We start from the raw sequence: 23918 nt of genomic DNA, 5'->3' as shown, positions 1-23918 counted from the left end.
CAAAATCATCCCGCAAGCTAATCGATGCTCCCATGTCACCTCCTCCAAATGAAGAACAACATAGAATCAGACTTTCAACCGATTGGGAATCCCAAATCTGAGTCAGCATCAGCGCACGCTGGTATAACTTGGTCGTCCGACATCACTTCACCGTTCCATCTCAGCTTTGTTTCCTGAATGTGGAGGGCGTTTTGAATTTTATGAGTGTCGTCCGGCAGAGAACTGATTCTCAACCAATCAGAATTTTTCTGTATATTAGCCAAGGTAGGCGATTGCGCCGTAATGAAACCCGCAATCAAAATAACGAAAAAGCGCATCTTCTTAACTCCTATTTTTAACAGGTTAATACTCAAGCACTTCACAGCATCTAAAAACCTCAATAGATGCAACATCAAAAAGTCGAAAATCACACCTTTGCTTCAAATACCAATCAATACGGTCAATTACCAGATTGCACTATTAAGCAGAAATATTAAAATAAATGGACCTAATAGCGCTAAGCGCCTGACTAGAAACTCGAACGACGCAGCAGCTTCCGGGTAGGGCACCAACTGTATCGCTCACCGGACCTCCCAAATAAGGTGCGATTCCGTTTCGGCGTTGCGTGAACGCGAGGGCTAATTTCAAATCAGACTTTTAGTGATTTCAACTTCCGGAGTTCCAGACATACACAGTACAACCATTTTCTAGATGGTAAACGTCATAATGGCCGCGCACTCCGTTCCTCGTACCATTGATGGCTCCTCCGTAGGTTGCACCGTCAATAACAACAGAATCGTGGCCTCCAGACACCAAATCAATCTCATCAAAGCTCAATTCCTGAATTCCGCCAGCGGGTGCAAAGGCGGCATGTGTATTCATATAAGACATAAATAATCCTCTCTTCATTCCAACCAGAGTTGGGTTTATGATATGGATCAGAGGAATACGCAGAACAAAAAACGACAATATTGACGCTTAATCGCACCGAGACTTCCCCCGATGCGGTCCGACATTACGTTTGCATATCGCAAAGCGCAAAGAGGACCCAGTCCGCAACTTGATGAAATTACATTTTTTAATAGAGAAAAATACAGTATTTTAACTGTATCCGTTACGCAACGGCTTGGGCCATTATCTTTCCCTTAATAAGGGTGACAGTGGACTAAAATTGCACGCTGCGCATTACGTTTTAAGCCCGAATTAAGTGCACTGTCACGGTAATTTGAGCAGGTGCGGGCCGTCATCCTCCCACTTCGTCACACTAAACTTGTTTCACCTTCGGTGACTGTCGTTCCAGGGTCCATCGTGCAGCACGCCCAGAGCTAGAAAGGATAAATGGACCCTGGAACGAAGTGATCATCGGCGCGACTGCGTTGAAGCGCTTCAGATGGCGGCGACGTAAAACAGCAAGCAGGTTTCGGGAAAGGCATGCGGCAATTGCAATCCGCCTTGCATCAACACCGCGCCACTGAATATTGCGCCCTTGCCGGTCAGGTTCAACGTTTCAATCGCCGACGGCCCTTTCACCGCTTGCCAGTCGATGGGCCATATAAGCTGGAGCCGATATGGACGCTCCGGATCAAGACCGTCGAACTTCAAACGCCCCGGCAAAACCTGTGCATCGCTGGCGACATAAGCGAGCGAATAAAATGCTTCGGATTTATCGCGCGCAACGACGCCGCTGGCGATCAATTGCGGCGCGCTGTCCAAACGATATAGGTCGCCTTCATGCAGCAAAGCACGGTGTTTTTTATGCAAATCTATGGCTTTTTTGAGCATATCAAGGTCTGCCGCACGCTCGGTTAGCAAATTCAGCTCAAGCCCCATATGCCCCATAAGTGCCGTCGCTGCGCGCATTTCCATCGATAGCCGCCGCCCCGTCACATGACATTTTGCGGGCCCTATATGGCAACCAAGCACTTCGGGAGGCAGGAAAAAGCTGGCGCCGCGTTGGATTACTTGGCGGTCTAGCGCGTCGTTGCTGTCGGACGTCCAAACACGGTCACTATGCGCCAAAACGCCCATATCGGCCCGCGCGCCACCGGAGGAACAGCTTTCAATTTCAACATAGGGGTGTGCGCTGCGGACGCGGTCGAGCAAATTGTAAAGCGCCTGAACTTGCGCAAAAGCACGGGCTCTGCCGTCTTGCCCACCCGGATGGCTGAGGTCGCGGTTCATGTCCCATTTGATGTAGCTTATGTCATGATCGCGCAGAATCGCGTCAATGGCATGGAACAGATAATCGGCAACTTCGGGACGGCTGATATCCAGCGCCAATTGCGACCGGAATGGCACGTGTTCGACACCCTCAACGCCCAATATCCAATCGGGATGCGCGCGATACAGGTCGCTGTCGGGGTTGACCATTTCGGGTTCGAACCACAGCCCGAATTCCATGCCAAGGCCCGTGACATGATCGACCAACGGACCAAGCCCATCAGGATAAACGTCCCGTGATACAGTCCAATCGCCGAGCCCCGCGCGGTCATGGCGGCGGCCACCAAACCAGCCGTCATCCAAGACAAAGCGTTCTACGCCGATCTGCGCCGCGCGGGTGGCAAGCTCTTTCAGCGTGGCGACATCATGGCCGAAATAGACCGCTTCCCAAGTGTTATAATGCACCGGACGGGGCTTGGCCCGCATGTCAGGGCGCAGCAATTTTGTCCGCACATATTCGTGGAATTTGCGGCTAAGCGCGCTGAGTCCGCTGTCACTATAGGCCGCGACAATTTCCGGGCTCGCATAACTTTCTCCCGGCGCAAGGCGCACTTCGCCGGGCAACAGCAACGCGCCAAGGCTGGTCAACACCCGCCCGTCGGTAAGCGAGTCCACGCGCAGGCGATGGTTGCCGCTAAATGCCAAATGAAAACCATAGGCTTCGCCGCTGCTTTCATTGCTATCAGCAGCCGCCAACAAGATAGCAGGATAGCTGAAATGCGATGTCCGTCCGCTGCGGTTCTCGCGCAGATAGGTTGCTGCATTGCGCTGCACCCGCTCCTGCCTAAACTCCTGCGTCCAACGGCCCGTAAGGCCGATGATATCGGTCATCGTATCCGGTACAGGCAGGCACGCGGTCATCATATCGTTGAGATCAAGCGGCGTTGCCCCATAATTGGTCAATGTTGACTGGATGCGCAGCACGCCACTTACACCATCAAAATCAATCTCATATGCCAACCCAAGCCGCGTGCGTTCATCACGGCAAATGACCTTCGCGTTATGATCGCGCGTTTCAACCTTGACGACTTCAAATACACTGCCCCAATCCTTGCCATCCCGATGCGCGGCAAAGCCATGGAACATGGGATGGCCCAACCCCGGCTCCATTGCCAAGGACAAAGGCAAGGACATATCCGCCACGCCGTGCATCCCTTGCCGTTCGGAAAGACGGGCCAATTCAGCGACATCCACGCCCAAGGGCAAGGCCGCGCCCCAATATAAAACCGACAATGGCGCCCCCTTGGCGCAGGCCAATATCAAGCAGCTATCTGGCGCATCAAAACGCATGTGGCGCAAAATATTCTCTCCCTCGATCGCAATTGCGACAATCGCGCAAATTAGGCGCGTTGCCTTTTCAAACACATGCTCTAGTTTCGCAACCAACAAAAGCGCAGAGCAATAAGGCGCGTCAAGCAATGGGGGATTGCGATGTTCCAAGCCAGTCAATCGGCTGTCCAATTTGGCATTTTTGTGGGCCTCATGGTCCTCATTGGCGTATTTACTTGGGCTAAAGTGCGTGGGAAAAATCACGCCAGCGGCGACCAGAGCAAAACCGACAAAGACATATTTCTGGCTGGCGGCGGGCTAAACTGGTTCTTCGTGGCTGGTGCGATTACGCTCACCAATCTTTCCACGGACCAATTGGTGGGCATGAACGGCAATCAAATGCTGTTACTCGCATGGTGGGAATTGGCGGGATTTGTGGGTTTGCTTATCCTCGCCTTTGTCTTTGTGCCGATATATTATCGCAACAATTGCACGACGGTCACAGAATTACTGGAAAAAAGATATAATGGCGGGAGCATACGCACCGTCATTTCGGCACTATTCCTCATCGGCAATGTCTTCATCTATTTGCCCGCTGTTATCTATAGCGGATCGCTGTTCATGCAGTCCTTATTTGGCACGGGTATTCCCGTCATCGTCATCGCCACCCTCTTTGCGGTCGTTGGTGCGGCTTATGCGATTTTGGGCGGGCTGCGCGCGGTCGCGGTGCTCGATACTTATAGCGGCGTTGGCATATTGGCGCTGGCGCTGGCGGTGGTGATTTTGGCCTTGGCAGCGGTAAATTTCGACCTGTTTACCGGCGTTCCGGCCGAACGGGTATCGATGATCGGCAGTCTGGATTCCCCCATACCGTTCCATACTTTGTTTACAGGCATGCTGTTCATTCAGATATTTTATTGGTCCACCAATCAGAATATCACGCAAAAGGCCTTGGCCGCACCGACGGTGCGAGAGGCGCAAAAGGGAGTTATGGCCGCCGCGATTGTGCGCGTCCTCATCATTCCGCCAATCGTCGTCATCCCCGGCGTTGTCGCCTTCAAACTGTTCGGCGATGTCGGCGACCGGGCCTATGGCATGGTGGTCGCGCAAGTATTGCCAAGCTGGACCAGTGGCATGTTCGCAGCGATGATTGCAGCGGCCGTGCTGACAACTTTTTCGGCCGTCCTGAACGCGACGATCACGCTGTACACTGTCGATTTCCACCGCAAATTTATCAATCAAAAGACCAGCGCAATCACGCTGAATCGCGCAGTTGGTATTGGGGCAAGCATCATCGCGATTGCATTGGTGCCTTTATATGCTGGCGCCAGCAGCATCATCAACTTGCTGCAGGAACTAAACGGTCTGTCCTCCATGCCGATCTTGTCCGCCTTTATCGCCGGTTTGCTGTTCCGCAATGTGGATGCGCGCGCGGCGATATTCGGGCTCGTTTACGGTGTTGGCATTTATGCGCTGCACAATTTCATCCTTTATCGCCCCGATACCTTGTATGTGGGTGAGACATTTTATCAGCATTTTGGCATGCCCTGGCTGCATTATATTGACGTCATGGTGTTTGTGCTGGTTAGTTCGGTGCTGATGGCGCTGGCCGTAAACCGTCTGGTTTTCGGTAACCGCGCGATATTCATTTTATCCAAGGAAGGACGCGCATTGCGCGCAGCAGAGGCATGAGCGAATTTATATTGGTCATTGACGAAGGCACAACATCAACCCGCGCCGTGTTATTCACCGCGGACGGAACCGCTGTGGACAGTTGCCAGCGCCCGCTCACGCAACATTATCCGCAACCCGGCCTTGTCGAACATGATGCAGAAGAAATTTGGAACCTGACGCTTGCCTGCGCGCAAGCGATGGTTGCCAAGGCGGGCGGTGCTGACCGGATCGCAAGCATTGGTATAACCAACCAGCGCGAGACTGTGGTGTTCTGGGACAAGCGCACGGGCAAGCCACTCGCGCCTGCTATTGTTTGGCAGGACCGGCGGACGGCGGACATTTGCGCCGCGATGAAGGCGCAAGGCGAAGAGCCCGTGGTTCAAGCAAAAACCGGATTGTTGCTTGACCCCTATTTCTCGGGTTCAAAAATTGGCTGGGCGTTGGAAAATTGGCCGCATTTGAAGGATGCGGGCGCACATCTGGCGGTCGGTACAGTTGAAAGCTATCTTGTCTATCGGCTGACGGGCGGAAGCCATATCACCGACGCCAGCAATGCCGCACGCACCGCGCTCATGGCGATTGGCAGCGGCGGATGGGATGACGGGTTGATGGACCTGTTCGGCGTGCCACGCGACATATTGCCAGAGATTACGGATTGCGCAGGCGACCTTGGCACAACCTTGCCGGAGCATTTCGGCGGCGCAATCCGCATATCGGGTATGGCGGGGGATCAGCAAGCTGCAACCATAGGACAAGGCTGCTTTGCCGTTGGGCAGACCAAGGCGACCTTTGGCACGGGCGCATTTGTGCTAACGCAAACCGGTACGACATTGCGCCAGTCACGCCACCGCTTGCTCTCGACGATTTTGTACCAGTTAAATGGTGAACGTCATTATGCGCTGGAAGGGTCGGTATTTGTCGCCGGAAGCCTTGTGCAATGGCTGCGCGATGATTTGGGCCTGATATCGCATGCCGCCGAAACCGAGCCGCTGGCGCGCAGCGTAACCGATAATGGTGGCGTCTATCTCGTACCTGCGCTTTCGGGGCTAGGCGCGCCGCATTGGCGTCCCGATGCCCGCGCCACGATCAGCGGCTTGAGCTTTACGGCGACAAAGGCGCATGTCGCCCGCGCCGCGTTGGAGGCGATGGCGCATCAGACCTATGACCTCAAAACCGCCTTTGCCGCCGATGGTGCCGACTGGGCCGAATTGCGCATTGATGGTGGCATGGTGGCGAATGACTGGATGGCGCAAGATCTGGCGGACATGCTCGCTATCGACGTCGAACGACCAGATTTTGTCGAAACAACTGCACTTGGCGCAGCGATGCTCGCGGCGGTCGGTTGCGGGCTATTCCCATCGTTTGAGGATGCGGCGAGCATGCGGGGCGGGGTAACGCGTTTTGCACCGATGCTTGGTGCAGAGGCGCGCGACGTCCGCTTGACTGGCTGGGCGAATGCACTCGCCCGCGTTCTGCAATGATGCGCTGACGCAAAGGGCTTAGGATCAGGACCGCTAAATGCAGCTTCGCGGTTTGAGGCGCAGGAATGGATCCTGAAACAAGTTCAGGATGACGTGCAATGAAGGCACAAAAAAGCCGCCCTGTCTTGCAACAAGGCGGCTTTTTGTATGCAGCAATCAAACGCTTTATGCGTCGTCGCTTGCCTCAGCCGAAAGGCCAGCAGCTTCAGCAGCAGCCTTGGCGGCGGCTTGCTCTTCGCGGCGCTTTGCATTGGCGGCAGCTTCGGCAGCATCGGCTGCGTCAGAGGCCACTTCGGCTTCAACCTGTGCTTCGATGGCTTCCGCAGCGATCTCAGCCTGTTCGGCTTCGAACATCTGGTCAAGAACGTTAACGCCGTCCTTCTGCAGTTCAGCTTCGTCGTCCGAACGGGCCACGTTGACCTGAACATTGACGGTAACTTCGGGGTGCAGAACAACCTTGACGCCAAATACGCCAAGCGTTTTGATTGGGCGCTCAAGCACGATCATGCTCTTGGTAACCTTGGCGTCCTGGGCGACCAGACCGTCAACGATATCCTTGACCGAGACCGAACCGTAAAGCTGGCCAGTTTGCGAAGCTGCGCGGATCAGAACGATCTGCTTGCCTTCAACACTGCCCGAAGCCTTTTGAGCTTCATCACGGCGGCTTGCGTTATCGCTTTCAATTTTCGCGCGGTTGGCTTCGAAAACCTTGCGGTTAGCTTCGTTTGCACGGAGCGCTTTTTTGTTTGGCAGCAGGAAGTTACGAGCATAGCCGTCCTTCACGGTGACAACGTCACCAATTGCACCAAGCTTTTCAACGCGTTCGAGAAGTATGATATCCATGTTTCGGCTCCTTACTTCACGATGTACGGCAGAAGGCCAATGTGACGGGCACGCTTGATAGCTTGGCCCAGCTCACGCTGCTTCTTTGCCGAAACGGCGGTGATGCGCGATGGGACAATCTTGCCGCGCTCTGAAATATAGCCTTGAAGCAGGCGTACATCTTTATAATCGATTTGCGGCGCATCCTTACCCTGGAATGGGCATGACTTGCGGCGACGGAAAAACGGACGTGCCATGTTTTAAGCCTCCTGCTCTGCGCGCTGTGCGCGGTCTGGACGGTCGCCACGAGGGGCGCCGCGATCACGGTCACCACCACCAAAGCCGCCACGCTCACCGCGTTCGCTGCGCTCTGGACGGTCGCTCTTGCGCATCATGACCGATGGGCCCTTTTCATGCGCGTCCACGCGGACGGTCATGTACCGGATCACATCTTCGTTCATGCGTGTCTGACGCTCAAGCTCAGCGATGGTGTCGCCCGAAGCATCAATGTCGAGCATTACGAAATGCGCTTTGCGGTTCTTTTGAATCTTGTAGGTCAATGTACGAAGACCCCAGGTTTCGGTCTTTACGACCTTGCCCTTATTGTCCTCTACAATCTTGGTGGCGTTTTCAGCCAGCGCATCAACCTGGGCCTGTGAAAGGTCCTGACGCGCCAAAAATACATGCTCGTACAGCGGCATGGGCGTTTCCTTGTTCCTACCGATCGCTGACGCAGCACCATGCATACGCCCCTCCGGCCTTCTTAGTTTTCCGTCAGGCGGACCTGAACGAAGTGGCGCGCTTAGGGGGGATTGCTGCGCAATGCAAGCGATTCGGGGGATTGCGCAAATCTATAGCCAGCGCTCAGCGCCCTAGCCGACCCAACACATCCCCCGCAAACGCACTCAAAGTATCATCCCTTGCGCCCATGATGACAATCCGGTCGCCGGGCCTTGCCAATGCGACCATCCGGTTGCCGCAGTCTTCGCGGCTGGGGATATATTCCGCGTTACGGCCAGCAGCCGTGACTGCGTCGGTGATGCTTTGGCTACCGATGCTTTTGTCGACAGTGCCGCCGAAATAGACGGGATCGCACAGGAGTAGATGGTCGTCCGCGCCCAAATTATCCGCAAACACGCCCGCAAGTTCCGCGCCCATGACGCGGATGGGGCCGTAACCATGGGGTTGGAAGAAAGCGATAATGCGGCCAGGAAACGCCTTCAACGTCGCGAGCGTTGCGGCGATCTTATCCGGATTGTGGCCGAAGTCGTCGATGACCGTGATGTCGTTCGCTGTACCCACAATGTCGAAGCGGCGGGCGAGGCCGCAGAAACGCTCCACGCTGCGCACAGCTTGCGCGACAGACACGCCAAGCGCGACGCTGGCGGCGATTGCAGCAAGGGCGTTGGCGATATTGTGCCTGCCGGGGACAATCAGGGTCACTGGATAAGTGTCGTCCATTGCGTGCAGGGTAAAGCGGCTACCGAGCGGAAGATCAGTGATATCGCTTGCGCGGAAATCTGCGTCAGCGGCAAACCCAAAACTGACAGCGCCCTGCAATGCCATCGTCGCGACCAAGGCCACCGTCTCCTCATCATCGGCATTCCAGACACAGACTTTTGCCTTTTTGGCAAAGTCGCCGAATAGCTGCCGCAATTCTTGTAGGGTTTTGTGATCGAGGCTGACATTGTTCAGCACCGCAACTTCGGGCGTGAACAAAGCTATGGAACCATCGCTTTCGTCGACCTCCGAAACGAAAGCCTGCCCCTGCCCCACACGCGCACTGGCAAAGGGCGCATCATCAGCGACGAAATTTTTCATCACCGCACCGTTCATGATCGTCGGGTCAAGGCCAGAATCGGTCAATATCCAGCCGATCATGCCCGTCACCGTCGATTTGCCACTGGTTCCGCCGACAGCAACGCTGCGCGGGGCGGCGTTGAATAAATTAGCCAGCAATTCCGCGCGGGTCATGCGCTGGCAACCAAGCGCGTTAGCCTTGGCGATGTCCGGCACGCTGTCCTCAATGGCGGCGGACGCAATCAGAATTTGGTCGCCGTTTATCAGGCCACTGCCGTCTTGCGGAAACAGGTCGATGCCAAGGCTTTGCAGCCATGCAAATTTCGGCCCCAACCGGCCTTGGTCCAGCGCGCGGTCGGAACCGGCCACAACAGCATTTGTATCGCGGACAATGTTGGCCAAGGGCAACATGCCTGAACCACCAATGCCGCAGAAGAAATAGGATTTGTTTTTGTGCATCAGTGGCGGTTATGAGTTGGAACGAGTTTTTGCAATGGGACGCTGAACGCTCTGTTCCAAAACCACGTCGCGCCAACGAAGGCGGATGCGACAAACGAAGGAAAGAGTGAAATATGCGGATAGCTATCTGCGCGCCATCAACGCCATTTACGCGCGAGGACGCAGCGCGCGTTTCTGCGCTTGCCGCCACCACCCACCCGAGCGCGGAACTCGTTTTCCACGACCAATGTTTTGCCGAGGCTGGGCATTTTGCCGGACCCGACGAAATGCGCAGCGCCGCATTTGTGGATGTCGCCAATGACCCAGGTTTTGACGCCGTCTGGTTCGTGCGCGGTGGTTATGGCGCCTGCCGGATCGCCCAAGACGCCGTTGCCGCGCTCAATTCAGCGGCGGCGGATAAAATCTATATGGGCTATAGCGACGCCGGCAACCTGCTCGGCGCGTTATATGCCGCAAAAATAGGCCGTGTCTGCCATGGGCCGATGCCAGCCGATATCCGTCGCGATGGTGGTGCGGCCGCCGTCCTGCGCGCGCTCGATTGGATGCTGCACGCATCGCCGCACGCGCTTGAACCACATATGCAGTCCGGCAAAGAATATGCGGCGTTCAATCTGATGACCTTGGCGATGATGGTCGGCACGCCGTTAATGCCTGCCTTGAAAAACCATATATTGATGGTCGAAGAAGTCAGCGAATATCTCTATGGCTATGACCGCGCGTTTTTTCATGTGACCAGCCATTTGCAATCCGCAGGGATCGCCGGATTACGGCTTGGCCGCGTCAGCGATGTACCCGAAAATGACCGCCCCTTTGGCGAAACTGCCGAGGAGATTGCCCAACGTTGGTGCGTAAAAACGGGGATCGATTATCTGGGCCGCGCCGATATTGGCCATGACGCAGACAACAGGATTGTTCCGTTCGGGCTTGCAACATGCAGCGCCGCGCCATAGGCGATTTTGCACAAACACCGACCAACAGGAGCAGTTATGCGCGCATTTATTTTCCCAGGGCAAGGTAGCCAAGCAGTTGGCATGGGCAAAATCCTCGCGGAAGCCAGCCCGATCGCACGCGCAGTGTTTGAGGAAGTCGATGAGGCGCTTGGCCAACATCTGTTTCGGTTGATGTGCGATGGGCCAGAAAGCGATCTAACGCTCACCGAAAATGCGCAACCCGCGATCATGGCGAATGCGATTGCAACCTTGCGCGTGCTGGAAAAGGAAGGCGGCGTTCGGTTATCGGAAAAATGCGATTTCGTCGCTGGCCATTCCTTGGGCGAATATACGGCCTTATGTGCCGCTGGTGCATTGCCTTTGTCGGTGACGGCGGCATTGCTGAAGCTACGCGGGCGCGCGATGCAGGCCGCCGTGCCGGTTGGCGTCGGCGCAATGGCCGCCTTGCTGGGCGCAGATATCGAAAAAGCCGAGAGCTTGGCGGCTGCGGCTGCAGAAGGGGAGACCTGCACCGTCGCCAATGACAATGACCCGTCGCAGGTCGTTATTTCCGGACATAAAGGCGCGATTGACCGCGCGATCGCGCTGGCGAAAGACCATGGCATTAAGCGGGGCATATTACTGCCCGTATCTGCACCCTTTCACTGCCCATTGATGCAACCCGCCGCCGATGACATGGCAAAAGCGCTTGCGACAACGACCATCCACGCGCCTTTGGTGCCTTTGTTCGCCAACGTGACCGCTGCGCCTGTGTCCGACCCCGACACCATATCCCGGCAATTGGTGGAGCAAGTTACAGGCCGGGTCCGCTGGCGCGAGTCAGCGATTGCCATGGCGGAGGCCGGCGTTACCCATTTTACAGAGTTTGGCGGAAAGATACTGTCACCTATGGTAAAGCGCAGCGCGGGCGAAGACATCACCACATCAACTGTCATCAGCATGGATGACATCGAAGCCTTGTTGAAAGCGATATAATGACCGACCAAATTCTACAGTCGCGCGATGGCGGGATACTGACCATCACGCTGAATATGCCCGAAAAGCGAAACCCGATTTCGGATGTGTCTGTCGTCGAACAATTGTGCGACGCGTTCATGGCGGCGGATCAGGATATGACTGTACGCTGCGTCATCCTGACCGGCGCAGGGACGGTGTTTTCCTCCGGCGGCGACCTTAAACAAATGCGCCCAGATAGTGGTGGCTTGCGCGCAGGATTGCCTGCGGAAACCCGCCGCAATTACAAATATGGCATCCAGCGTCTGCCGTTAATGTTCCAAGCGCTTGAGGTGCCAGTCATTGCGGCGGTCAATGGCGCGGCTATTGGTGCAGGGCTTGACCTTAGCACAATGTGCGACATTCGAATTGCCGCGTCTTCCGCCAAATTTGCCGAAAGCTTTGTGCGATTGGGTATTACGCCGGGCGACGGCGGCGCATGGCTGTTGCCGCGCATCGTCGGTTTTTCAAAAGCGACCGAGCTTGCCTTAACTGGCGATACTATCGATGCTGCCGAAGCGTTGCGCATCGGGCTGGTTACGCAAGTGGTGGATGATGCCGACCTCATGACCGCCGCGCGGACAGTTGCGGACAAAATCGCCGCAAACCCCCCACATGCCGTCCGCATGACAAAGCGCTTGCTGCGCGAGGGTCAGACGGCGGACCTTAAAAATATCCTCGAAATGTCCGCCGCAATGCAAAGCTTGGCGCATGCCACTGCGGACAATGACGAGGCCATCACCGCGTTTCTGGAAAAGCGCGCACCCGAATTTAAGGGAGAATGATATGTTTGATCTAACCGGCATGACCGCGCTCGTTACGGGCGCATCGGGCGGGATTGGCAGCGCAATCTGCCACGCGCTTGCCGCCCAAGGCGCACGCCTTGCGGTGTCAGGATCCAATGTGGAGAAGCTTGAAGCATTCAGGGCAACCTTAAGCGGCGATCATGTTGCCGTGCCCTGCAATTTGGGCGACAAGGACAGCGTTGAGGCGCTGGTCCCTGCTGCGCTCGAAAAGCTGGGGCAGATCGACATTCTGGTAAACAACGCCGGCGTCACCCGCGACAATTTGACGATGCGTATGAAAGATGAAGAATGGGATGACGTCATCCGCATCAATCTTGAGGCTACATTTCGCCTGATGCGCGCCGCCACTAAACCCATGATGAAGGCGCGCTTTGGCAGAATTATTACCATCACCAGCGTTGTTGGCACCACGGGTAACCCCGGCCAAGCGAATTACGCCGCGTCCAAGGGCGGGTTGACTGCGATGACCAAAGCAATCGCGCAAGAACTCGCCAGCCGTAATGTGACGGCCAATTGCGTCGCGCCGGGCTTTATCGCTACCGCAATGACCGAAAGCCTGCCCGATGCGCAGAAAGAGGCGTTAAATGCGCGTATCCCCATGGGTCGCATGGGCGAAGGCGCAGACATTGGTGCTGCCGTTGCATATCTCGCTTCACGCGAAGCAGGTTATGTTACGGGCCAAACAATCCATGTAAACGGCGGCATGGCGATGCTTTGATGCATAAGCATCGCTTGCCACTTGCCAGCGGCTAATCTGCACATTAGGGCGATAGCTGAAATTCATCCTCCAAACCAATAAGGGGCACAAAAAATGAGCGATATCGCGGAACGGGTCAAAAAGATCGTAGTTGAACATCTGGGCGTTGAAGCCGACAAGGTCACAGAAGCCGCAAGCTTCATCGATGATCTGGGCGCAGACAGCCTTGATATCGTTGAACTGGTTATGGCGTTTGAAGAAGAATTCAACGTTGAAATTCCCGACGATGCTGCTGAAAAGATTGCTACCGTTAAGGACGCGATCGATTTCATCAACAGCAACGGTTAAGCCGTTACGCGCTTTATGTTGCGCGATAAGTTAGAAATTCATTCGGCTTTCCGGCTAGCGTCAATAGCGCTCCTGTCGGAAAGCCGTTTGCTTTTTGGCCCCTGTTCGCAGTATCGGGCCGTAAAGATTAGATTTTGGAGATAGCGCAATGCGTCGTGTAGTGGTCACTGGATTAGGTCTGGTTACGCCCTTGGGTGCAGATGTTGAAACCACTTGGGCCAACCTGATTGCCGGAAAGTCCGGCGCTGGCATGATTACGCATTTCGACGCCAGTAACCAGAAATGCCTGATTGCGTGCGAAGTGAAGGCAAAGGACCATCCATGGGGCTTTGATCCCGACAAGCGCGTGGACCATAAGGTCCAACGTCAGGTCGACCCGTTTATCATTTACGGTATCGATGCCGCCGGCCAAGCATTAGAAGATGCGGGCCTCACCGAATTGACAGAAGACCAAAAAGTCCGCGCAGGCTGCTCCATCGGGTCTGGGATCGGCGGTCTACCCGGCATTGAAAGCGAAGCCTTGTTGCTGGCGGAAAAAGGTCCAGGCCGCGTCAGTCCGCATTTCGTGCATGGCCGTTTAATCAACCTGATCTCAGGCCAAGTCAGTATCAAATATGGCCTCAAAGGCCCCAATCACGCCGTCGTTACCGCTTGCTCCACAGGTGCGCACTCGATTGGCGATGCCGCCCGGATGATCCGCGACGATGATGCTGACATCATGGTGGCTGGTGGTGCAGAAGGTACTGTGAACCCGCTGGGCATCGCAGGTTTTGCGCAGGCACGCGCGCTCAATATGAGCTATAACGACCGTCCAGAGGCCGCCAGCCGTCCTTATGATAAGGACCGTGACGGTTTTGTCATGGGCGAAGGCGCGGGCGTTGTCGTGTTGGAAGAATATGAACATGCCAAGGCGCGCGGCGCGAAGATCTATGCCGAAGTCGTTGGTTATGGCCTGTCGGGTGATGCCTATCACGTCACCGCCCCGCACCCCGAAGGTGACGGCGCGTTTCGGTCCATGCAGATGGCGCTGAAAAAGGCCGGCATGACGCCTGCCGATATTGATTATATCAACGCGCATGGCACATCGACCATGGCCGATACAATTGAGCTGGGCGCGGTAAAGCGCTTATTTGGTGATGCCATGGCAAATGTGTCGATGAGCTCCACCAAGTCCGCCATCGGCCATTTGCTCGGCGGCGCTGGCGCGGTGGAGAGCATTTTCTGCATCCTTGCGCTGCGTGACCAGATTGTGCCGCCAACGCTCAATCTCGACAATCCAGATGAAGGTACCGAAGGCGTTGACCTTGTTCCGCATGTCGCCAAGAAACGCGAAGTGAAGGCTGTTTTGAACAACAGCTTCGGCTTTGGCGGGACGAACGCCAGCCTCATCATGAAATTGGCTGAATAAACGATCATGCTCTTACCATCTTATCGCTCTCAACCTGCCATTCCAGCGCAGGCGGGAACTGACGATGGGCGTGAGAAGGGTTAATTGTGGCAAAACATTATGGGAAACAGGCAAGCCGCCGTTTGGCCAAATGGGCGGTCGTTGCGGCGGCGTTGCTGCTGGCCGTCATCGGCGGCAACTTCATTTATGGATGGACTGCGCCCGGACCGCTGGAGCGCGCGGCCACTGTAATCATCAAGCCAGGCTCAAGCATGATGTCGGCGGCACGGCAGCTTGAAAAAAGCGGTGCGGTCAAATCCGCCGACGCATTTGTCAGCCGGGCAAAGATTTTTGGTGCATCTAAAACCATCAAGGCAGGCGAATTCGTCATTCCGACAAAGGCCTCCAATTCTGACATATTGTCCATCCTGACAGATGGAAAAACCGTGCAACGCATGATCACCATTCCCGAAGGCATGCCTTCGATCATGGTGTATGAACGCCTCATGGCAAATGCGCAGTTGACCGGAAGTATTTCCATACCAGCCGAGGGCTCGGTTTTGCCTGACAGCTACGCCTTTGACAAAAATGAATCGCGCGCTTCGGTCCTGAAACGCATGCAGGATGCCATGACAAAAACGATGGCTGAGTTGTGGCCAGAACGCAGCCCGAACGCGATGGTCAAAACGCCGTTAGAGGCGCTGACACTCGCATCGATTGTTGAAAAGGAAACGGCGCTTAAATCGGAATTGCGCATGGTCTCTGGGGTCTATTCCAATCGCCTTCGCACGGGCATGCGGCTGCAGGCCGACCCGACGATCATTTACCCCATCACAAAGGGCAAGTCGCTTAGTCGGCGCATTCGCAAGTCCGAAATCCGGGACGTGAACGACTATAATACTTACGCTATGGCTGGCCTGCCAAAAGGGCCTATCGCCAACCCGTCACGCGCCGCCATTGCCGCCGTTCTGAACCCGCAAAAGACCAGCGCATATTATTTCGTCGCTGACGGCAAAGGCGGACATATATTCGCCGACACATTGCAAGAGCACAATATGAATGTGGCAAAATGGTACGCCATCCGCCGCCAGCGCGGGGAAATGTAGTCCTTTTAGGGTTCTGACCCTAAGGCTCCACAATGTTGAACGCGCCCGGCATGGGGTCAAGCGCGGCCTGAAGCTTCTCAATTGCCGCCCTGTCGCCTTCAATCTTCAGTCCAGCGGCCTGTAACTGCGCTGCCGGCATTTTCAGGAACAATAAGGCTAAAAACAACTGGCGCGGGCCAGTGACCGTCACTGTGGGTGCGGCATGGGCATGACCCATTTCGCTGAACATCACCGAATTGCCAACCGTGACTTTCGCCGTCTCTTTTCGGTCAGAAATCACGAAATTCAGCGCCAGCGCGGCATTGCCGATGATATTCGGGTCCAGCCGAGTCGACACCGAATCTAACAACAAACCCGTTGGTATCGCCGAAATCATATCGATGCTTTGCGTGTTAACGCCAGCCTTCATGCCTGCGCGTAGTTCGCGCGCGCCCGTCAGGAACATGTTGCGCCAGATTGCGGATTCCGACTGATAACCTTGTTGTTCATAGCTGTCGGCAAGCAAGGCCCGCCCTTCAACATTTTTGGGGTCCGCAAACACGAGTTGGTTTAACAGGTCGGATGACCAACGATAGTCGCCCGCTTTCATCGCCTTTCTCGCCTCTGCCAAAAGCTTCTTTGCGCCACCCATCGCCGCCACCATCTTGGCGGCGCGAATTTCCGGCGGATGCGGATTGAGATTGGCGGGCACGGCATCATACCAACCCAGATAATATTGATAAATCGCCTTCGAATTATGGCTGTAAGTGCCGTAATAGCCCTTGTTAAACCATTGGTCACCAATTGCTGGCGGCGCCTTCAAAACTTCTGCAATCTCCGCTTGGGTCATACCCTTGTTCATCATGCGGACCGTTTGGTCGTGCATATACCGATAATTGTCGCGCTGCCCCGACAGCCAGCCCTTGACCTCCGACTGACCAAAGCGCGGCCAGCAATGGCTGGACGCGATAACATCGCTCCGCTCGCCATATAGGTTGACGGCTTCGTTCAGAAACACCGACCAGCTCAACGTATCACGCACTTTCGCCCCGCGCGGGGTCAGGATATTGTGCAGGCTGCAGGTCGCAATTTCAGCGGCCAGAAATGTACGCGCGGCTGGCAGATAGACGTTCATTTCGGCCGGCGCTTCTGTATGTGGCACCATTTGGAACTCCAACGTCACGCCATCAACTTCGCGCTGTTCGCCCGTTTTGCGAATGTCGATTGTGGGCGGGATTAGCGTGAGATCACCGCCGCCAATGCCTTTGCCGATGCCACTGCCCATTTGTCCCTGCGGGCCAGGCGTCAGGTTACTGCCAAATTGAAACGTCGCCCGCCTGCCCATCGCTGAACCAGCCATGACATTTTCAGACGCAGTCTCGGCCAGAAAATGCTCCGGCGCAATGATTGCAACCTTGCCCGCTTTGACGTCGGCTTCATTGACGACCCCGCGCACACCGCCGAAATGGTCGGCATGGCTATGGCTATAGATGACTGCAGTCACTGGCCGTGTGCCCAGCTTTTCATTCACCAGTTTTAACGCCGCAGCCGCGGTATCCCGACTGGTCAACGGGTCGATGATGATCCAACCTGTTTGGCCCTTGATCACTGTCATATTCGACACATCAAAGCCGCGCACTTGCCAGACATTATCGGTCAACGCATAGAGCCCATGTTTGCGCAATAGGCCCATATGCCGCCACAGGCTTGGGTTCACCGTATCGGGTGACTGGCCGTCAACCATCCAGTCATAAGAGCCAAGGTTCCAGACAGGCTGGCCATCCTTGTTGGTGATGACGGGGTCGGACAAAGTACCGATAAAGCCCCTGTCGGCAAAATCGAGGTCACGACCATCTTCAACGGGAAGCTGCGCCGCGACACTGCGTTGCGCGGCAACCGTTGCGTCAGAGGCTGGCTTTGCATCTTGCGCAAATGCGCCTGTCGCTGACGCCGTGCTCAATAACGCTGCCCATATCATTTTGTGCATCTTATACTCCCCTCAAATTTTGAACGCACGATGCAGCATTAGAAGCATCAGGTAAATCCGCTATTTGAGCGTGTAACGCCGCATCACAGAAAACTGTAAGGGTCGACGTCGATCCCAACCCGCACGCCGCGCGGAAATTGAAGGCTGCCAAGCCATTGACGGATGATATTCTGCACCTCAACCGAGCGCTGGGCATGAACCAAAAGGCGTTGCCGATAGCGCCCGCGCAACATGGCGAGCGGCGCTGGCGCAGGTCCATAGACAATCATTCCGTCCACCTGCGGTGCGGCGCCACCCACGGCGCGCGCGGCCTCAATGGCTTCGCGCTCATCTTCGGACGAAATAATGATGGCTGCAAATCGTCCGAATGGAGGCGCACCAGCGGATTTGCGTTGTTCGGTCTCGGCATCATAAAATGCATCACGGTCACCAGCGACCAAAGCCGCAATGACGGGGTGGTTGGGGTTGCGTGTCTGAATGAAAACCTCGCCGGGTTTTTCGCCCCGCCCTGCCCGACCCGCGGCTTGCGCAATTTGCTGGAAGGTACGTTCGGCGGCGCGCAAATCTCCGCCCTCAAGCCCCAGATCCGCGTCGATCACCCCGACCAAAGTCAGTTCGGGAAAATGATAGCCCTTCGTCACCAATTGCGTGCCGATGATGATGTCCACTGCCTTGTTTTCGACCCGTGACACAAACTCCGCCGCCTTTTCGGGCGACCATAATGTGTCCGATGTCGCAACAATGGTCCGCGCATGGGGCAATAGCCGGTTCACCTCATCACTGATACGTTCCACGCCCGGACCGCAGGCGACCAAAGTATCGCTCTCGCCGCATTCCGGGCATTGTTCCGGCGGGGGCATTACATGGCCGCAATGGTGGCACGCAAGACGGCGCACGAGGCGGTGTTCCACCATCCAGCTAGTGCAGTTGGGGCATTGGAACCGGTGGCCACAGGTCCGGCACAAGGTCAACGGCGCATAACCACGCCGGTTGAGGAACAACAGGCTCTGTTCGCCGCGTTCGACACGCTCTTCTAATGCCTTGAGCAATGTCGGCGCAATCCAATGCTGTGCGTCCGGCGCGTCGAGCGTCAGGTCGATGGCCTTGATTTCAGGCATCTTTGCCGCGCCAAAACGCGACGGAATTTCAAGACCTTTGTAGCGGCCAATGGTCACCATATGCCGCGATTCCAGCGCCGGCGTGGCCGATGCTAGCACCACCGGGAATTCTTCAAAATGGCCACGCATGACGGCAACGTCGCGCGCATGATAGCGCACGCCATCTTCCTGTTTAAAACTCGTCTCATGCGCCTCATCGACGATGATGAGGCGCAAATTGGCAAAGGGCAGGAACAGTGCCGAACGCGCGCCCACCAGAACTTTCGCGCTGCCATCGGCGACGGCACGCCAGACACGGCGGCGCTGGGTGGACCGCAGATTGCTATGCCAGACCGCCGGCTCGACGCCAAAGCGCGCTTCGAAGCGGGCAAGGAACGGCGCCGTCAACGCGATTTCGGGGAGTAGCACCAGAACTTGTTTACCCTGTCGTATCGCCTCAGCTGCCGCCTCAAAATAGGTTTCGGTTTTGCCTGAACCTGTCACGCCATCGAGCACGAAGGTATCAAAGCCGCCTGCGCGAACCGCCTCGACCATGCTGTTCGCGGCCAACTGCTGCGCATCGTTCAGCTTCGGCGTGTCAAAGTCCGCCAACGGTTCAGGAAGCGGCGAATCGACGCTTATGGTTACAGGTTCGAACGCGCCTGCTTTGATCAACCCGCGAATGACGGCGTCGCTGACCCCCGCTTCTGCGGCCAGTTCGCGTACAAGGCCTTGCGCGCCCTCCAAGGCGTCCAGCGCGGCCGCGCGTTGCGGTGTCAGCCGCGCAGGCTCAAAACCTGTGCGGCGATATTCGATGATGGTTCCCGTCGCGGTGAACGCAGCCGACGACGACAATACCATGCGCAAGACCGCCGCATGGCTTGTGAGATAATAATCCGCGACCCAGTTGATCAGGCGACGCAAGCCCCGCCCCAGTGGCGGACATTCCACCAGTTCCAGCACCGGGCGCAATTTGCTGGCAGCTATTGCCTCATCGCCAAAAACATCATCATCCCAGATGACGCCTGGCAATTTGCGAGGGCCAAGCGGGACCATCACCACGCAGCCCGGTCCTGCGGTCATATCATCGGGCAGCCGATAATCGAGCGGGCCGATTGCTTGTGTCAACAAGACGACACGGACGCGGTTGGTGGGCAAGCTCATAACGCGCATATAGGCAATGCTGCAGCGAACGTCACCATCTGGATGATCATCTCCCACGATCGCAAGTCTGGCACCATTAGGCCTATTGTTTTGGCCGAAATTTTGCCAAAAGACATGAAACCGAATCTCCAATCAGGAAATAGCCTCATGAAATTCTTTGCCGATACCGCGGACATTGCCGACATTAAGGATCTGGCAGCAACCGGTTTGCTCGACGGCGTGACCACCAACCCATCGTTGATCGCCAAATCCGGCCGGGATTTCATTGAAGTCACGCGCGAAATTTGCGCACTGACCGATGGCCCAGTGTCGGCAGAAGTTGTCGCGCTCGATCATACGACAATGATGAAGGAAGCAGAAATCCTGCGGAAGATTGCCGACAATGTCTGCATCAAGGTTCCGTTGACCATCGACGGACTGAAAACGTGCAAGGCACTTACCTCTGAAGGCACATTGGTCAATGTGACCCTTTGTTTCTCTGCCAATCAGGCGCTTTTGGCTGCAAAAGCCGGTGCGACATTCGTCTCGCCTTTCGTTGGCCGCCATGACGATAATGGCTTTGATGGCATGCAGCTTATCAGCGACATTCGGCTAATCTACGACAATTACGCTTTTGGCACAGAAATCCTGGTCGCCAGCGTCCGGCACGGTGTCCATGTACTTGAAGCCGCGAAAATTGGTGCTGATGTCATGACTGCACCGCCGTCGGTCATCAAAGGCCTGTTCAAGCATATCCTAACAGACAAGGGCATTGAGGGCTTTTTGGCCGATTGGGCCAAAACCGGTCAGGCGATTGGCTGATTTTTTCGGCAAAAATTAGTATTTCAGTATCCGGCGCTATATAGTCATATATTGCGATACAGCCCCCATGGGCTATTGTCCGTATAGTTTTTAAAGGCGGCCCGAATTATCTTCGATTCCGTAGAGGTGGGCATTTCGCCTGCCGGAGCCTAAAGATGATCAAGCCCGAAAAGGTATTCCCCATCGCCCACATCCATTATGAAGACGAAATCGGCGAGAATGGCAAAATTGTCGTTCCTGATGACGTTCAAGACGCCATTCGCACACTCATCCGCTGGTCAGGCGATAATCCAGATCGTGAAGGTTTGCTCGACACCCCTGCGCGCGTTGGCCGCGCTTGGCGCGAATATTGCGGAGGCTATGCCGAAGACCCCGCAGCGCATTTGTCGCGCACCTTTCAAGAAGTTGGCGGTTACCATGAGCTGGTGTTGCTCAAGGACATACCCTTCCAGTCACATTGCGAGCATCACATGGCACCGATCATCGGCAAGGCGTCAATTGCTTATATGCCAACCGACAAGGTTGTGGGCATTTCGAAACTTGCGCGTGTCTTGCACGGCTTTGCCCAGCGCCTTCAAGTGCAGGAACGTCTGACGGCGGAAGTTGCGAACTGCATCTGGGAAAATTTGAAGCCAGAAGGCGTTGCCGTTGTGATTGAGGCGCAGCATGGTTGCATGACCGGACGCGGCGTGAAGGTGCATGGCGTTGGCATGGTGACATCCAAACTCATTGGTTGTTTCCTCGACGATCAATCGAGCCGCAAGGAAGTTATGAGCCTGATGGGCTATTGACCCCGCAATAAAAGGTTTTCAGTTATTGTTGGCGATAGCGAACTTACCTATTTTTGGGGCATGATCCCCAACCATGTTCAGGCCGGATAACAGCGATATGCCTTTTCACATTCCCTCATTTGATATGAACGCTTTCGTCCGTGCGACGCTAGCCGAAGATTTGGGTCCGACGGGAAGAGATGTAACGTCCGAAAGCGTCATTCCGGCGGATCTCCGTTTCGACGGCGTCATGGACAGTCGCGACGCCATAACCGTGGCGGGCCTGCCCATCGCAGTTGCGTTTTTCAAGGCGCTCGACCCGTTGATGGAGATAGAATTGCTGGTCGAGGAAGGTGCGCAAGTGCCCGCAGGCACTGACCTCATGCGCTTAAAAGGCCATGCACGAGCCATGCTTACCGCAGAACGTTCGGCGCTGAATACCGTGCAGCATCTGTCGGGCATTGCGACAATGACACGGCAATATGTCGATGCCATCGCAGGGACAGGGTGCATCCTTTTGGACACCCGCAAAACCATTCCCGGTCTCCGGCTGCTTGAAAAATACGCGACGCGCATAGGCGGGGCGACGAACCATCGTATGGGCCTTTGGGACGCGGCCATGATTAAGGACAATCATGTTGCCGTTGCAGGCGGCGTAGCTGAAGCTGTTGCCCGCGCCAAAAATGCAGGGGTTGAACGCATCATCCTTGAGGTGGATAGCATCGCGCAGATCGAACCTGGCCTAGCGGCAGGGGCAAGCCATTTGCTGCTCGACAATATGGACGCCAATATGTTGCGAGAAGCGGTCGCGCTCATCGCTGGCCGCGTGCCGACTGAGGCCTCGGGCGGGGTGACCTTGGAAACGATCCGCGCCAAGGCAGAGACTGGCGTCACTTATATCTCGGTTGGCCGCCTGACGCAAAGCGCGCCGGCTGCCGACATCGGGCTGGATTTTGCGCAGGCTTAAGCTTTTAGCCTTTTTCGGTGTCGTGGCAGCGTTCCAACCGGCACCGACCATGGCGCAAGCATGGCAATGCCAGCCTCCAGGATTTCTCCCGCGTCCGGCCTTGGAATTGCCGCCGTCCGCTGCCATAACGCGTACGGCAATAGACGGCTATGTGCTGGCACTGAGTTGGAGCCCGGAATATTGCCGTGGGCGGATGCGCGACCCTGCGGCACGCTTCCAATGTTCGGGTGAAATTGGGGACTTTGGTTTTGTCCTACATGGCCTGTGGCCTGAAACCAAAGGGGCCAACTACCCGCAATATTGCCGCGCGGTTGGTGTTCTGCCCAAGCGCACAGTCTCAGACAATATCTGCCTCAGCCCGTCCCCCCAATTGTTGCAGCATCAATGGGCAAAGCATGGCAGTTGCATGGCCACAAAGCCGGACGCCTATTTCGCAGCAGCGCGATTGCTGTTCAACGCAATTGAATTTCCCGACATGGCGCGACTATCCCGCGAACCCGAACGCGGGACGCCTTTGACGGCGCAAGTGCTGGCTGAAAGAATAGCTGATCTGAACGATGGCCTGCCCGCATATGCCATAACCGTGAAGACCAACAATAAGGGCTGGCTGCAAGACGTGCGCATCTGTCTTGGCAAGGATTTCAAGCCCCGACGGTGTTCAGCATTGACGCGCCGCGCGCCTGCCACAGCGCAGATCAAAATCTGGCGCGGGCGTTAGGCCTAGCCCTCAATGATCCGCGTTGCCGGGTGATGTTTATCGAGATGTTTCTTGATGATCCGCAAATTCTTGCTGTTGGAACGCCAGACAAGATCGAACGCGTCGCCGACAAAGGGGATTGCACCAATCGCAGTATCCACACCGATATTGACGCTCATGCGGATAAGCTGCCATTTGGACATGCCAAGATTGCGGCCTTCCCACACCATATAGGCGCCCATCAACGCAGTCACGAGGTCACCCAACACAGGAACAAGACCAATCACGCTATCCAGTCCAAAGGGAATTTTAGTGCCCGGAATAAAAAAGGCACGCTCCAATATCTTCTCAAGCGCTTCGACACGGGCGCGCACGGCATGCGGGTCATTACCCATGCCCGGCAAATCCTTGGCAATACGCGCAAATTCTTCCTGCGAAATCGGCACTGAATTTACTCCTTTGTGC

General features: G+C 55.8%; 23 protein-coding genes. 13 read left to right on the top strand and 10 right to left on the bottom strand.

The features are described 5' to 3' along the window. Positions 1-74: 74 nt before the first annotated feature. The 3 genes from ACILP3_RS06445 to ACILP3_RS06435 all read right to left on the bottom strand — a co-directional run bounded on the left by ACILP3_RS06445 (position 75) and on the right by ACILP3_RS06435 (position 3648). Positions 75-317, bottom strand: coding sequence for a hypothetical protein (locus ACILP3_RS06445; RefSeq protein ID WP_395615831.1), 243 nt, complete (start codon positions 315-317; stop codon positions 75-77). Between the two features lie 328 nt (positions 318-645). Next, complete coding sequence (locus tag ACILP3_RS06440) at positions 646-948, bottom strand: hypothetical protein (RefSeq protein ID WP_395615830.1); 303 nt, start codon at positions 946-948, stop codon at positions 646-648. Positions 949-1365: 417 nt separating this feature from the next. After that, positions 1366-3648 carry an alpha-galactosidase gene (locus ACILP3_RS06435; RefSeq protein WP_395615829.1) on the bottom strand — a complete coding sequence of 761 codons (2283 nt, stop codon included), beginning with the start codon at positions 3646-3648 and terminating at the stop codon, positions 1366-1368. Here ACILP3_RS06435 and ACILP3_RS06430 point away from each other — a divergent pair. Both ACILP3_RS06430 and ACILP3_RS06425 read left to right on the top strand, forming a co-directional pair. After that, positions 3631-5160 carry an SLC5 family protein gene (locus ACILP3_RS06430; RefSeq protein WP_395615828.1) on the top strand — a complete coding sequence of 510 codons (1530 nt, stop codon included), beginning with the start codon at positions 3631-3633 and terminating at the stop codon, positions 5158-5160. The two genes, ACILP3_RS06435 and ACILP3_RS06430, sit on opposite strands and share 18 nt — an antisense overlap. Further along, positions 5157-6623, top strand: a complete 1467-nt coding sequence (locus tag ACILP3_RS06425; RefSeq protein ID WP_395615827.1) for a glycerol kinase — start codon at positions 5157-5159, stop codon at positions 6621-6623. The genes ACILP3_RS06430 and ACILP3_RS06425 overlap by 4 nt, the downstream gene beginning before the upstream one ends. Before the next feature lie 165 nt (positions 6624-6788). Here ACILP3_RS06425 and rplI read toward each other — a convergent pair whose 3' ends face one another. From rplI to ACILP3_RS06405, 4 genes are all read right to left on the bottom strand, one after another. Beyond that, a complete protein-coding gene (rplI, locus tag ACILP3_RS06420) occupies positions 6789-7466 on the bottom strand; it encodes a 50S ribosomal protein L9 (RefSeq protein WP_395615826.1) in 678 nt (225 codons plus the stop codon). An 11-nt stretch (positions 7467-7477) separates the two neighbouring features. Continuing rightward, on the bottom strand, positions 7478-7702 hold the full coding sequence (gene rpsR / locus ACILP3_RS06415) for a 30S ribosomal protein S18 (RefSeq protein ID WP_125229746.1): 225 nt from the start codon (positions 7700-7702) through the stop codon (positions 7478-7480). Positions 7703-7705: 3 nt separating this feature from the next. Further along, positions 7706-8146 (bottom strand): 30S ribosomal protein S6, encoded by a 441-nt coding sequence (rpsF, locus tag ACILP3_RS06410; protein WP_395615825.1) that lies wholly within the window; start codon positions 8144-8146, stop codon positions 7706-7708. Positions 8147-8309: 163 nt separating this feature from the next. Next, on the bottom strand, positions 8310-9704 hold the full coding sequence (locus ACILP3_RS06405) for a glutamate ligase domain-containing protein (protein WP_395615824.1): 1395 nt from the start codon (positions 9702-9704) through the stop codon (positions 8310-8312). Between the two features lie 113 nt (positions 9705-9817). Between ACILP3_RS06405 and ACILP3_RS06400 the strand changes: the two genes are divergently transcribed. From ACILP3_RS06400 to mltG, 7 genes are all read left to right on the top strand, one after another. Then, complete coding sequence (locus tag ACILP3_RS06400; protein ID WP_395615823.1) at positions 9818-10654, top strand: LD-carboxypeptidase; 837 nt, start codon at positions 9818-9820, stop codon at positions 10652-10654. Positions 10655-10690: 36 nt separating this feature from the next. After that, complete coding sequence (gene fabD, locus ACILP3_RS06395; RefSeq protein WP_395615822.1) at positions 10691-11629, top strand: ACP S-malonyltransferase; 939 nt, start codon at positions 10691-10693, stop codon at positions 11627-11629. Further along, entirely contained in the window at positions 11629-12432 is an 804-nt protein-coding gene (locus ACILP3_RS06390) for a crotonase/enoyl-CoA hydratase family protein (protein WP_395615821.1), read from the top strand. Before fabD ends, ACILP3_RS06390 begins: the two co-directional genes overlap by 1 nt. A gap of 1 nt (position 12433) precedes the next feature. Then, positions 12434-13171 (top strand): 3-oxoacyl-[acyl-carrier-protein] reductase, encoded by a 738-nt coding sequence (fabG, locus tag ACILP3_RS06385; RefSeq protein WP_295489691.1) that lies wholly within the window; start codon positions 12434-12436, stop codon positions 13169-13171. Between the two features lie 93 nt (positions 13172-13264). Further along, positions 13265-13498: an acyl carrier protein gene (locus ACILP3_RS06380; RefSeq protein WP_295489694.1), complete on the top strand. Its 234-nt coding sequence runs from the start codon at positions 13265-13267 to the stop codon at positions 13496-13498. Between the two features lie 148 nt (positions 13499-13646). Beyond that, positions 13647-14906: a beta-ketoacyl-ACP synthase II gene (fabF, locus tag ACILP3_RS06375; RefSeq protein WP_395615820.1), complete on the top strand. Its 1260-nt coding sequence runs from the start codon at positions 13647-13649 to the stop codon at positions 14904-14906. Positions 14907-14989: 83 nt separating this feature from the next. Then, a complete protein-coding gene (mltG, locus tag ACILP3_RS06370) occupies positions 14990-15991 on the top strand; it encodes an endolytic transglycosylase MltG (RefSeq protein ID WP_395615834.1) in 1002 nt (333 codons plus the stop codon). A 19-nt stretch (positions 15992-16010) separates the two neighbouring features. On the opposite strand, the gene ACILP3_RS06365 is transcribed toward mltG, so the two are convergent. After that, positions 16011-17957, bottom strand: coding sequence for an alkyl/aryl-sulfatase (locus tag ACILP3_RS06365; RefSeq protein WP_395615819.1), 1947 nt, complete (start codon positions 17955-17957; stop codon positions 16011-16013). 83 nt (positions 17958-18040) lie between these two features. Further along, positions 18041-20218: a primosomal protein N' gene (locus tag ACILP3_RS06360; RefSeq protein ID WP_395615833.1), complete on the bottom strand. Its 2178-nt coding sequence runs from the start codon at positions 20216-20218 to the stop codon at positions 18041-18043. Between the two features lie 147 nt (positions 20219-20365). Here ACILP3_RS06360 and fsa point away from each other — a divergent pair, with 147 nt between their 5' ends. From fsa to ACILP3_RS06340, 4 genes are all read left to right on the top strand, one after another. Next, positions 20366-21019, top strand: a complete 654-nt coding sequence (gene fsa / locus ACILP3_RS06355) for a fructose-6-phosphate aldolase (protein WP_395615818.1) — start codon at positions 20366-20368, stop codon at positions 21017-21019. Positions 21020-21174: 155 nt separating this feature from the next. Then, positions 21175-21810, top strand: coding sequence for a GTP cyclohydrolase I FolE (gene folE / locus ACILP3_RS06350; RefSeq protein WP_395615817.1), 636 nt, complete (start codon positions 21175-21177; stop codon positions 21808-21810). Between the two features lie 97 nt (positions 21811-21907). Then, positions 21908-22756 carry a carboxylating nicotinate-nucleotide diphosphorylase gene (nadC, locus tag ACILP3_RS06345; protein WP_395615816.1) on the top strand — a complete coding sequence of 283 codons (849 nt, stop codon included), beginning with the start codon at positions 21908-21910 and terminating at the stop codon, positions 22754-22756. A 22-nt stretch (positions 22757-22778) separates the two neighbouring features. Next, positions 22779-23474, top strand: coding sequence for a ribonuclease T2 family protein (locus tag ACILP3_RS06340; protein WP_395615815.1), 696 nt, complete (start codon positions 22779-22781; stop codon positions 23472-23474). 2 nt (positions 23475-23476) lie between these two features. On the opposite strand, the gene ACILP3_RS06335 is transcribed toward ACILP3_RS06340, so the two are convergent. Next, positions 23477-23899 carry a DUF4112 domain-containing protein gene (locus tag ACILP3_RS06335; RefSeq protein ID WP_395615814.1) on the bottom strand — a complete coding sequence of 141 codons (423 nt, stop codon included), beginning with the start codon at positions 23897-23899 and terminating at the stop codon, positions 23477-23479. Positions 23900-23918: the final 19 nt, after the last annotated feature.

This window comes from Sphingorhabdus sp. (assembly GCF_044239665.1).
Lineage (GTDB): Bacteria > Pseudomonadota > Alphaproteobacteria > Sphingomonadales > Sphingomonadaceae > Sphingorhabdus_B.
The sequence above is the reverse complement of the archived record's forward strand: the minus strand, read 5'-3'. Positions and strand labels throughout refer to the sequence as shown.

Excerpts from the sequence above, each read along its gene's own strand:
- folE (WP_395615817.1), top strand. The coding sequence starts at position 21,175 with ATGATCAAGCCCGAAAAGGTATTCCCCATCGCCCACATCCATTATGAA.
- ACILP3_RS06445 (WP_395615831.1), bottom strand. The coding sequence starts at position 317 with ATGCGCTTTTTCGTTATTTTGATTGCGGGTTTCATTACGGCGCAATCG.
- ACILP3_RS06400 (WP_395615823.1), top strand. The coding sequence starts at position 9,818 with ATGCGGATAGCTATCTGCGCGCCATCAACGCCATTTACGCGCGAGGAC.
- rpsR (WP_125229746.1), bottom strand. The coding sequence starts at position 7,702 with ATGGCACGTCCGTTTTTCCGTCGCCGCAAGTCATGCCCATTCCAGGGT.
- fabG (WP_295489691.1), top strand. The coding sequence starts at position 12,434 with ATGTTTGATCTAACCGGCATGACCGCGCTCGTTACGGGCGCATCGGGC.
- ACILP3_RS06390 (WP_395615821.1), top strand. The coding sequence starts at position 11,629 with ATGACCGACCAAATTCTACAGTCGCGCGATGGCGGGATACTGACCATC.
- ACILP3_RS06360 (WP_395615833.1), bottom strand. The coding sequence starts at position 20,218 with ATGAGCTTGCCCACCAACCGCGTCCGTGTCGTCTTGTTGACACAAGCA.
- rplI (WP_395615826.1), bottom strand. The coding sequence starts at position 7,466 with ATGGATATCATACTTCTCGAACGCGTTGAAAAGCTTGGTGCAATTGGT.
- ACILP3_RS06405 (WP_395615824.1), bottom strand. The coding sequence starts at position 9,704 with ATGCACAAAAACAAATCCTATTTCTTCTGCGGCATTGGTGGTTCAGGC.
- ACILP3_RS06430 (WP_395615828.1), top strand. The coding sequence starts at position 3,631 with ATGTTCCAAGCCAGTCAATCGGCTGTCCAATTTGGCATTTTTGTGGGC.
- ACILP3_RS06425 (WP_395615827.1), top strand. The coding sequence starts at position 5,157 with ATGAGCGAATTTATATTGGTCATTGACGAAGGCACAACATCAACCCGC.
- ACILP3_RS06365 (WP_395615819.1), bottom strand. The coding sequence starts at position 17,957 with ATGCACAAAATGATATGGGCAGCGTTATTGAGCACGGCGTCAGCGACA.
- ACILP3_RS06380 (WP_295489694.1), top strand. The coding sequence starts at position 13,265 with ATGAGCGATATCGCGGAACGGGTCAAAAAGATCGTAGTTGAACATCTG.
- fabF (WP_395615820.1), top strand. The coding sequence starts at position 13,647 with ATGCGTCGTGTAGTGGTCACTGGATTAGGTCTGGTTACGCCCTTGGGT.
- nadC (WP_395615816.1), top strand. The coding sequence starts at position 21,908 with ATGCCTTTTCACATTCCCTCATTTGATATGAACGCTTTCGTCCGTGCG.
- fsa (WP_395615818.1), top strand. The coding sequence starts at position 20,366 with ATGAAATTCTTTGCCGATACCGCGGACATTGCCGACATTAAGGATCTG.
- rpsF (WP_395615825.1), bottom strand. The coding sequence starts at position 8,146 with ATGCCGCTGTACGAGCATGTATTTTTGGCGCGTCAGGACCTTTCACAG.
- fabD (WP_395615822.1), top strand. The coding sequence starts at position 10,691 with ATGCGCGCATTTATTTTCCCAGGGCAAGGTAGCCAAGCAGTTGGCATG.